The 8,102-nt window shown below is 55.2% G+C and carries 4 protein-coding genes; all 4 read left to right on the top strand.

Going from position 1 to position 8,102, the window contains the following annotated elements:
- The first annotated feature begins 609 nt into the window (after nt 1-609).
- The 4 genes from AC6R19_RS22490 (at nt 610) to AC6R19_RS22475 (ending at nt 8,015) form a co-directional block, all read left to right on the top strand.
- Nucleotides 610-6,156 carry an RHS repeat-associated core domain-containing protein gene (locus AC6R19_RS22490; RefSeq protein ID WP_500582111.1) on the top strand — a complete coding sequence of 1,849 codons (5,547 nt, stop codon included), beginning with the start codon at nt 610-612 and terminating at the stop codon, nt 6,154-6,156.
- A gap of 8 nt (nt 6,157-6,164) precedes the next feature.
- Complete coding sequence (locus AC6R19_RS22485) at nt 6,165-6,470, top strand: hypothetical protein (protein WP_500582110.1); 306 nt, start codon at nt 6,165-6,167, stop codon at nt 6,468-6,470.
- A 121-nt stretch (nt 6,471-6,591) separates the two neighbouring features.
- Nucleotides 6,592-6,846, top strand: a complete 255-nt coding sequence (locus AC6R19_RS22480) for a hypothetical protein (RefSeq protein WP_500582109.1) — start codon at nt 6,592-6,594, stop codon at nt 6,844-6,846.
- Between the two features lie 779 nt (nt 6,847-7,625).
- Nucleotides 7,626-8,015 (top strand): hypothetical protein, encoded by a 390-nt coding sequence (locus tag AC6R19_RS22475; RefSeq protein WP_500582108.1) that lies wholly within the window; start codon nt 7,626-7,628, stop codon nt 8,013-8,015.
- The last annotated feature ends 87 nt before the right edge of the window (nt 8,016-8,102 follow it).

The following is an 8,102-nucleotide window of genomic DNA, read 5'->3' as shown; positions in this document are numbered from 1 at the left end:
TCCGCAACTGGAAGCCAGCGCTAAACCGTTTTATGATCGAATTTGGTGATCGCTTGGTCGATCACCAGTAACCAGCGGCATGGGCGGTTACACAGAATTATTTACAGCCTCTCTCTGCCGAGTGGGAGCTATCGTTACCGGGTTCGTGCCTATTCCAAGGCGGGAAGCTACTACCAATATAGTGGCTGGAAATACTCGACCACCGTTACCGTTAAACACTATCCCGACCAAGTACAGAACTGGCTGGAACCCGGCGGCAGCACCTTGCCGGGCTCCAGTTTCCAGTTGTCCTGGAGTTCCGTTGCCGATCCCGATCCCTCAGACCCTGTTACTCACTACCAGCTGCAATGGAGTATCGGCGGTACTGGCTACACCTATGTGCCCTTTGTCGATCCGAATTTGGATGGCTCCAATCTGGGCAAAAAGACGTTGGTTACTATCAGCGAGGCGACTACCGGCCAAGCGATTACCGCAACCGTATACAAATTCAAAGCGCGCGCCTGCAATAACTCAGGCTGTGGCAATTGGACTGATCCGGTCAAACAGCTGAGCCCCCCTACACCGCCGGAAGCGGCATTCTCAGAAGGTCTTCCGGAACACTTCTATGAGTTGGACCAGACTATTACCTGGAAAGACGCGACTACCCAGGAAGGCGTGAAGGCCAGCAGCTACCGTCTAAAACGCACCCGCAAGGGACAGGACGAACCCCACTGTGAAATCGAGGAGGACGGTTACTGCTGGAGCACGCCGGTGCCGCACACCACGGATACCCGCTATTTCGATGGCGCCAGCGACCCGGGTGAGTACCTGTATAAGCTGGAAGCCTGCAACGACTTTACGTGCGACTCTGCGCTCAGCCACTGGGTTAAGGTGCACAACCTGGAAAACATCGACGAGGAGCCGGCGGTGCGGACGGAAGACCCCGATATCCCGGGGACTCTCGCCTACAGCGCCGACGTCGGCGCCAGGGGTGATGCGATCATCACCGTGCCCCTGCAGCCGGCCCCTGGCGTCAACGGTCTGCAGCCGAACCTGTTCCTGCACTACACCAGCGCCCGCTTCCAACAGCGAAAGAGCCAAACCCTGCCCGAGGATATTCTCGGCTACGGCTGGCGCGTGGGCGGGTTGAGCAGCATCCGTCGCTGCGTGGTTGACCACCCCAAAGACGACAGAATCCAGTTGAACGATAACGACTCCCTGTGTCTGGATGGGGAGCCGTTGGTACTGGTCTCAGGCACCCACTGGCAGGTGGGTGCACAGTACCGCACCCTGCGCGACAGCTTCCGGCTTATCGAGCTGAAGGAGAACTCCGGAGGTTGGCGTTGGTTTCAGGTCAAAGGACCGGACGGCCGAGTGAGCGAATACGGTACCAGCTTCGACAGCCGGCTCAGGGCGGGTAGCTCGCCCCATTTTGCATGGAGCCTGAAAACGACCACCGACGCCTTCGGCAATACGATGGAATACAAATACCATAACGACATAGTGGAGGGCATCAACTACCCCCTAGAAATCACCTACGGCAATGAAGGTGATGCCAAGATCGAATTCCAATATGGCACCCGCACAGATGCACCGCCGGTACCGCTGGAGGAAATCCAACAGGAACAGCTGGTGCTGTTGCACCATGTCCGCGTGCACTTGGACGGCGCGTTGCACCGGGAGTACAAATTGATCTCCGAAAAGGAGCCGACAGACCCGGACGAGGAGCACACCCGCCGCTTGAAGCAGGTGCAGCTGTGCGCTTACGATCCGGATGATATGGACGGTGATGGAAACACGGGTAGACAGTGCTTGAATCCGCTGGTGTTCTCCTGGAAGTACACCGACTCCGCCAACCCGGAGGACTTCGAGACAGGTATCGAAATCGTTACCGACGGCCTGGGGGCACAGACCAAGTTTGTGCTGGAAAAAATTACCGATGAAAGCGGCTCGGAGGAGGTGGGCCGCTTCGACGAGGGCGAGATACTCTTCGGCCCGGTGGGCACCATCCCCGATGCCAGCCCGCTGCAACCGGTGAACAACGACTACCGCACCGTGGTCACCGAGGTGCACAGATCCAACGGCTACAGCAACGGCTGGCACATAACCCAGTACGCCTATCAGGGTGTGGGCCTGAGCAGCGACAAGCACTGGGGCTTTCTCGGCTACACCGCCCTGCGCATCTACGACACCGAGGCGGATATCGTCACCTACCGCCAGTACCGGCAGGACTTCCCCCACTTCGGCAAGCTGGCGCGCCAACTGCAGTACAAGAGCAACTACAACTTCGGCGAACTGCTCACCCGCCAGCGTTTCAGTCGCGCCGCCCTCACACTGGAGGCGGGCAATGGCAGCACCTATGTACCCTTTGTGGCGCAGAGCCTCGAAACATTGCTGGAAGGCGGCGAGCCGCTGGGTTATGTCGTCACCGATACCCTGCCTGAGGCCCTTCCCCAAGGCGCGGCCGGCGACCTGCTGACTGGCAGCGTGCAAACCAACCGCATCGTCGGGAATGTTCAGATAGATGAAAGCCAGAGTGTGTGGGGAGCAGTGGTGCCGGCTACTAACTACAGTAGCGTGGAGCGAAGCGTGGAAACCAGCACCCTCTTCGACAACCGGGTAGATGGTGGCTGGCTGGTTGGGTTCGTCAGCGCCCGTGAGCGAAGCTACTTCGCCGGGGAGGTTAGCGCCAACCCGGATCAGGTGGAAAGTCTGAGTGCCACCCCCTATGGAAACAGCAATAAGATACACACACTCACTCAATATCCCGGCGACACCGAATATCAGCTGGCGGTCACTTACGGCTATGACGACTACGGCAACGTGAGTAGTGAGAGTGCTACCGGCAAGGTGGATACGGAAATCAACGGCGCCGGCACCCAGACCCGAAGTACCTCGGTCGAGGGAGATTTTCTGGACCGGCGCTATGCCACCAGCATAAAGAACGCCCTCAATCAGTCGATCAACCTCGAGTATGATCCGCGCTTTGGTACCGTCAGCAAGGTCACCGATGCCAACACCCGGACCACGGAAATTGGCTACGACCCCTTCGGCCGCGAGGCCAGTCGCACCACTCCAGACAGCATAGTCTTTACCAACCAGTACAACTTCTGTCACGGCATCTGCCCGACAGTGGGCGGCATAGAAGTGCCCTACTGGGTGGAGACCGACTCGTCCATCTCTCCAAAGACTGAGCGCTATTACGATCAGCTGGGGCGCCTGGTACAGCAGGATACGGAAGCCTTTGCCGGCAGCGCCGTCTCCCGCCGGGAATTCAAGTACGACCTGCAGGGCCGCCTGGCCACCGAGACTGCCCCCTTCTTCGCCGAAGGCGCCGTTGCAGTGGACGGGTACAAGCCCATCACTCAGTACGATTACGATCACCGCAATCGACTGGACTTGGTGCAGAAAGCAAACGGCGGTTCTGTCGATATCGAATACGCCGACCACACCGCCGCGGATGGCAGCCGCCAGGTCAAGGTCAGCGTAACTGAAACCGTCATCGGCGAAATCGGTACCAGCACCCAGGTCAAGGACAGCTATTACAGCCTCGCCGGCGACTTGGCCAAAACCGTGGACGACGCCACCGGCAAGGCCGTCACCACCGACTACACCTATTACGGCAGCGGCCTGCCGGAGACGGTGACGGTCACCGGCGACAGCCGCAATTTCGAATCCAGCTTCACCTTCGACCACGCAGGTTTTCGCACAGGCCTGACCGATCCCAACCTGGGTTCCGTCACCAGCAACTACAGCGCCTTCGGCCAGCTGGAACGGCAGACCGACAACAAGAGCCAGAGCATCACCTACCTCTACGACCAGCTGGGCCGCCTGCTGGAGCAGGCGGATGCGGACGGCCTGGCCGAATGGCACTACGATGCCCAATATGCCAAGGGCAGCCTCGAGAGCCGCAGCTACACCGAGGGCGTCACCCGGGTCTTCCACGAGACCTACACCTACCGCCCTGGCGACCGCAAGCTGGACAAGATCACGACCGCACTGACCGCGGGCGGCCTGAGCAAAACCTACGAACACAGCTACGACTACGACGGCAGCGGCCGCCTGAACAAGATCGTCTACCCCAACGGCGTCGAGGCCCACTACCAGTACAACGGCCGCGGCTACCTGGCAGTATTGAACGCCCAGGACGACCCGGTGGAAGGCCTCGTTGCGGTGAAAACCTTCAATGACGTCAACGCCTGGGGCCAGGTGAAACAGGAGACCTACGGCAACAACCTGGTGACCAACCGCACCTACAACCCGGATACCGGCCGCCTTGAAAGCGTCGAGACCGGCAGTGGCAACATCCAGAACAACGAGTACCGCTGGCGCACCAACGGCACCTTGGAGAGCCGATTCGTGTACAGCGGCTCAGAGGTAGCCAAGCGGGAGGACTTCACCTACGACGGCCTCAACCGCCTCACGGATGCCACCATGGCCATCGGCGGCACCCGGAAACTCAGCACCCTGTACGACAAGCTGGGCAATATCACCAGCAAGACCAGCAGCCAGGCGGGCGACACCAATGTCACCGGCTACCAGTACGGGGAGTTCGGCAACGCCGGCCCCAATGCCGTCAGCAACGTCAACATCAATGGCATCGCCCACAGCCTGAACTACGACCTGAACGGTGCGATTGAACGCTACGACGCTGCCACCGGCGATGACAAGTGGATCCGCTGGAACGCCAGGCAGCTGGTCACCGAGATAGTGGTGGGCGACAGTCGGGACACCACAACCCCTACGGCCAGGGACAGGTTCCGGTATGGTCCGGATGGCAACCGCTTCTATCGCGAAACCAGTTGGATGGAAGGGGGGCAGCTCAAAACCGAGAAAGCCTTTATCGTCGGCAGCTACGAGGAACTCCTCCCGCTCCACGATGGCAATGTACAGAGCATCCAGAAGACAGTCCTCGACAGCAATGTCCAGCACGTTGCCATAACCGACCTGGCCGGCACCACCGCGGAATACCAGTACCTGCATAGGGACCACCTGGGCTCGGTCGAGAAGATCACTGACGAGAGCGGCGTGGTGATGCTGGACACCGCCTTCGACCCCTACGGTGGGCGCCGCAGCCCGGACTGGAGTAGGGATATCAGCCAGCCGCAACTGGAAGAACTACTGCTGAGCCAGGGCTTCACCACCAAGCGGGGCTATACCGGTCACGAGCACCTGGACAGGACCGGTCTGATCCATATGAACGGGCGCATCTACGACCCGACCCTGGGCCGCTTCTTGAGCTCGGACCCGATAGTGCAAGCGCCCACATACAGCCAGAGCTGGAACCGGTACACTTATGTGTTCAACAGTCCGATGAGTTTTACGGACCCGACGGGGTTTGCATCTAAAGATGAAAAGCCAAAGAGGCGAGAAGAAATCCCAGAAGAAGATAGGGGGGGCGAAGGCGGCCGGGGAGGACCGATCGAAGAGGTAGTGGTGACAGGACGTCGGTTGACAGGAGGCGGTGCTGTCTACTTTTGGGGGCGATCAAGTCGTGTCGGCAGCGCAACGATTGGAGGGGTCAATTATAGTATGTATGCTCAGCATCTAGTGTCGAGCAGAAGCCCGATGCAGGAGCTGCTGGACCAACTGAATAGTGGGGATGCTGAATTAATTTCTGATACTCGGCTGAATTCGCCGGTCTCGGTAAGATTAAAGGCTGGGTCAGCCTCTATAGCGGGGATGGTCGGTGCGGGAGTTTTGCGCGTTGCACAGGAGGGCGGCTTTATAGACGGCTTTAAGCAGTACTTTTCTGATCAAGCGAAATTTTTGTCTCACCTTGATGATTTAGCCGGCGCAAATGGGCCAGAAGCGCAAGCACGAGCACAGGTTTCGCACGGAATACTTATGGTAGGGATTAGGGCTATCTCTCTGGACTTGCAAGTTGCGTATAACGGGGAAGTTGTTAGTGCCCGCAATGTGGCATTAAAGCAAATTGGTGAAATGGTCCAGAATAATCCAAGTTATTTTGGAGGGCGTTTTGCTGCAAATCTCGGAACCTCAGCTACTTTAGGCCTGCCTTTCCATACGTCAGGAGCTGGAGGGGTGGCGGCAACATTTTTGTTTGGGGTCTCTCTGCAAACCACGGCCAGCCTTGGCGGTGGAATAAGAGCAATTGAGAATGGGATGAGCAATCCTATTGATGTGATTAGCCACGGTTTTTACGGTAGTCGGTAGGGGGAAAAATGATAAAACTGAAATGTAAAAGTTGTAGAAAAAATGGTATTCCACTTTTTGCGAAGATACTTATGAGAAGAGGGCGTAATGTGCGCTGTACAGAATGCGCGACTGAATATAATTATTCTCGTGGATATGGAGTTCTGATTAATATCATCGCAGCGGGGCTGGGCACATTGCTGTTTTACTTGATCTTTTTTGTAAGCATTGGTCATGCGGTAATTTTATGGCTAGTGGCGGCAATATTGCTTGGGGGGTTGGCAATGCTGCTAGCTCCCATTAAGCCTATTGAGCCTCGCAATCGCAGTCGGTAGGATTGCCTTCTTTTTTATAAGGTTTTTGACTTCAATGAATAGTTCAATGCTTTCTGGCTTCTTCATTCTGTCCATTGTTCTTACGATTGTGTATTCCGTGATGGCATGAAAGTGTAAGGCTATGATAAAAAACAAATTAAAAATCAGTTATCCAGATAAATATCATGATTTACTTATGTCTGGCTCATTTGATTTGAATGAATTTGAAAGGCAAAAACTATTCGGTAAGTTTTTAAAGAATAGAGAATTCGACCCTCTTGAAGACATGAATCTAACTCAGATTTGTAAAAAGCATATTCTTTATGGAAGGATGTCAATATTGTTTGGAGTGCTAGTGTTTGTGTGTGCTGTTATTTTATTTGTTAACAGCAATTAAATTGCGCAAGAGAGGCCTGTCGCCGGAGGGAATATCACGGGATTTGATAGCTGGCATTGTGATAGCGAACTGAACAGCTCTGATGCGCTACTTGTCGGAGTATCTCTTGTGCCTGCGTTTGCGCCTGTTGCAGCAGAAGCGATTGGTGTTAGGGCAACTGCTCACGGTGCAGTTAGGGTTGGAGAAAATGCGACTCGTGCTGGATCGCTTACTAGGTGTGAACTCTTTAAAACGCGAATCCTTGGTACTTCGACAGTGCAAGCATATGGCGCAAGTGTTTATTGCCGAGCATTAGAAAGTGGTAGATTGGGGTGTCCTGACAATATTGTACAGTCCCGCTTTAAGCAGCCCTGGCTGATTCCCAATATCTCTTGCTGAATTCAGCCGGGGCCAGATGGCCAGGCCGTGAGTGACGGTGTTGGCGATTATAAAAACTCTCGATGTAGATGCCGGCGTTGTTGCTGCTGATTTCGGAGATCTTGTTGAGAGCATTTTGTATCTGGTTGAGTATCCAGATGGAGAAGCCGTTGAAATACCGGAAAGGTTCTTGGTTTTCCTGTAGGTACATTACTTATCAAAATCTAAGAGGCTGGTCTTTGGTTTCACTCCATCAAAGCAGACGCTGACTACACTGAAAAACAATGCGTTCAGTAAGGCATTGCTTGAAGTGGATGAGATGTCGAAATAGTTCCAGGCAAGGGCAGGTAGTGATAAGGCAGGTCATGAAATTTGCACGCGGAAAATAGTCCTATAAATAGGACTTAGGAGCGTAGACAATAATGGTGAAAATTAGAGCGCTAAGACTGTTTGCCTTTACATCGATGCTGGTCGCCGGATGCAGTGCTCCGGCGAGCCTGGTGAATGCAGATTGGCATCAATTGGAAACGCCCCACTTCCGGATTGTGACCAATGGCAGGCCAAAGATGGTGGAAGCTCTTGCTCGGGATCTGGAGCGGTTCCGCGCGGTGACTTCCCAGATGCTTCGGGTGCGCGATAATCAGCAAAGAGTAACGATTTTTGCATTGGCAAACAAGAGCAGCTATGCCGGTATCGTGGGTGAGAAGTGGGCAAGCCAGACTAGTGGAATGTCCAATCACACCAGTTATGGCAGTTTTGCTCTGGTAAATATGAGTCATTATCGTTCTATATGTAGTGGTCAAGTGATTTAGGCCACCGTCTTTTGAGTTTTCCAGTAGGCCTGCTCTGCCACATTGGGCGGCAACCCGTCGTTGTGCTTATGCGGCCGCAACGCGCTG

Source organism: Microbulbifer sp. SE14 (genome assembly GCF_059834885.1).
This window is presented reverse-complemented; position numbering and strand designations above follow the sequence as displayed.

Bases quoted from the DNA above. Each gene is read 5' to 3' on its own strand.
- AC6R19_RS22485 (WP_500582110.1), top strand. From the start codon at position 6,165: ATGATAAAACTGAAATGTAAAAGTTGTAGAAAAAATGGTATTCCACTT.
- AC6R19_RS22475 (WP_500582108.1), top strand. From the start codon at position 7,626: ATGGTGAAAATTAGAGCGCTAAGACTGTTTGCCTTTACATCGATGCTG.
- AC6R19_RS22480 (WP_500582109.1), top strand. From the start codon at position 6,592: ATGATAAAAAACAAATTAAAAATCAGTTATCCAGATAAATATCATGAT.